Genomic DNA, 1,704 nt, shown 5'->3' on the forward strand with positions numbered 1-1,704 from the left:
CGCCATGCCGGTCCCGTAACAGCGCTTCGTCAGCAAAGGGGCACGGGTGATGCACACCCGCAGCGAGCCTGCGGAACGGGAGCCGGACACCTCTGCCCGACCGCCCCTCCTCCGCGAGTTCCTCCTGGTCGCAGGACTCTTCCTCGCCTACAAGTTCGGCCGCCGGGCCGCCGACGGCCACGTCGAGGAGGCGTTCCGCAACGCCGGGCACGTCTGGGACCTCGAAAGGACCCTCCAGCTCCCCGGCGAAGGGGCCGTGCAGGACCTGCTCCTGCACGGCCACACCCTCGTCCAGGCGGCCAACACCTACTACGCGAGCGTCCACTTCCCGGCCACGCTCCTCTTCCTGGTCTGGCTCTACCGGCGCCACCCGCGCCATTACGTGTGGTCGCGCCGCGTACTCACCGCCCTCACCGGGGCCGCGCTCGCCCTGCACCTGCTCTTCCCGCTCGCGCCACCACGCCTGCTGCACGCGACGGGCCTCGTCGACACCGGCCAGGTGTACGGCCCGACGGTCTACGGGGCCACCCCGTCCACCGACTCGATGGCCAACCAGTTCGCCGCGATGCCCTCCCTGCACTTCGGCTGGGCCCTGACCGTCGCCGTCGGGCTGATCGTCGCCACCCGTTCGCGGTGGCGTGCCCTGTGGCTGCTGCACCCCCTGATCACGCTGCTCGTGATCGTGGGCACGGCCAACCACTACTGGCTCGACGCGATCGTGGTCTCCGCGCTGCTGTCGATCGCCTACGCCGCGCTTCCGCTGCCCCGCCCGGCGGGCACCCCGGCGCGCCTGACGTGGCCGGCCGTGCCGACGGCACTGCCGGTGCCCGTCCACGCCTCCTTCGGCCCCCACCCGGCCCCCGGTTACGCACGAAGCGGAGCGGGCCGGTGAACGCCACCCTGGTAGCCGTCCTGCTCTCCCTCGTCTCCGCGGGCGCCTACGCGGCGGCCGCGGTGGCGCAGGCCCGGCTGGCGGGGCGGACGGAAGCGTCGGGCGGGGTGCTGCGCATGCTCCGCCGCGGGGCCTGGTGGTCGGCGGTCGCCCTCAACGCGGGCGGAGCGCTGCTGCACGTGGCGGCCCTGAAGTACGGACCGCTCACCCTCGTCCAGCCGCTCGGCGCGCTCACCCTCGTGGCGGCCGTCCCCCTCGGGGCACGCGCCGCGGGACGCCGGGTCAGCGCCACGGAATGGCGCGGCACGGTCCTCACCCTCGTCGGCCTCGGCACGCTGCTCCTCACGGCGGGCGGCTCCGCGCCGCACGACACCCTCACCCTGACCGAGGCCCTCGGCGTCGGCGCGGTGACCATGGCGCTCGTGGCCTGCCTCAGCCGCCCCGGCACACGCCCCGGACTCCGGCACGCCGCGGCTTCGGGCATCACCTCCGGTGTGGCCTCCGCGCTCACGCAGACGCTGACGGTCGCCACCACCGACCACACCGGCCCCCTGCTCAGCTGGCGGCTCGTGACCGTGGCACTGCTCGTCTCCCTCTTCGCCATGGGGGGCCTGCTGCTCTCCCAGACGGCGTACCGCGGCGGCCTGGGAGCTCCGCTCGCCGTCGTCACCCTGGCGAACCCGGTCGCGGCCGCCGTGATCGGCCTCGTGCTGCTCGGTGAGCGCCTGCAGGGCGGGGCGACGGGCCTGCTCCCGGCGATCGCCGGAGCGGTGGCCGCCGGCCGGGGCGTCATGCTGCTCAGCCGCGCCCAG

Annotated in this window: 2 protein-coding genes; both read left to right on the forward strand. The window is 74.8% G+C overall.

The features are described from left to right. The first annotated feature begins 46 nt into the window (after positions 1 to 46). Complete coding sequence (locus ABZ371_RS32375; RefSeq protein WP_358686467.1) at positions 47 to 892, forward strand: phosphatase PAP2 family protein; 846 nt, start codon at positions 47 to 49, stop codon at positions 890 to 892. Beyond that, positions 889 to 1,704: DMT family transporter (locus ABZ371_RS32380; protein ID WP_358686469.1), on the forward strand; the 816-nt coding region annotated here is incomplete at its 3' end. The genes ABZ371_RS32375 and ABZ371_RS32380, both read left to right, overlap by 4 nt.

The sequence above is a fragment of the Streptomyces sp. NPDC005899 genome, from assembly GCF_040629645.1.
In the GTDB taxonomy this organism is placed as follows: Bacteria; Actinomycetota; Actinomycetes; order Streptomycetales; family Streptomycetaceae; genus Streptomyces.